The organism is Maribellus luteus, assembly GCF_003576475.1.
GTDB lineage: Bacteria > Bacteroidota > Bacteroidia > Bacteroidales > Prolixibacteraceae > Draconibacterium > Draconibacterium luteum.
The window spans coordinates 1-671 of record NZ_QWGR01000107.1 but is presented as its reverse complement, the minus strand read 5'-3'; the positions used below and the strand labels follow the sequence as shown (position 1 = coordinate 671).

The window sequence follows — 671 nt, the reverse complement described above, 5'->3', positions numbered from 1 at the left end:
CATTGGACTTAAAAACTGCACAGCAAAGGAAACAATCCACAGAGTGAAAAGGCAACCTATAGAATGAGAGAAAGTGTTTTCAAATCATACACCTGTTATGATTATCCAGAATCATAATATCCAGAATCATTTAATATCCAGAATACAAAATAACTCCTACAACAGCAAAAACAAATGGATTAAAAAGTGGGCAAAGGACCTGAACACATAATTTTCCAAGGAGGACATACAGAGGGCCCAGAGGCATATGAAAAGATTCTCAGTATGGCCAGTCATCAGAGAGATGCAAATTAAAACCACAATGAGATGCCACTTTACACCAGTCAGGATGGCTATCATAAACAAAGCAACAAACAACAAATGTTGGAGAGGTTGTGGGGAAAAGGGATCCTTAGTTCACTGTTGGTGGGATTGCAGACTGGTACAACCATTATGGAAAACAGTATGGAATTTTCTCAGAAAAATAAAAATTGACCTGCCTTTTGACCCAGCAATTCCACTGCTGGGATTATATCCTAAGAACCCTGAAACACCAATTCAAAAGAACTTACGCACCCCAATGTTCATAGCAGCACAATCTGCAATATCCAACTGCTGGAAGCAACCTAAGTGCCCATTAGTAACTGAGTGGATCAAAAACTGTGGCACATTTACACAATGGAACACTATGC

General features: G+C 39.2%; 1 protein-coding gene. It reads left to right on the top strand.

Annotation, left to right across the window (positions count from 1 at the left end):
• Positions 1-328: 328 nt before the first annotated feature.
• A partial coding sequence (locus D1614_RS26140; protein WP_206610156.1) for a hypothetical protein occupies positions 329-671 on the top strand: 343 nt, incomplete at its 3' end.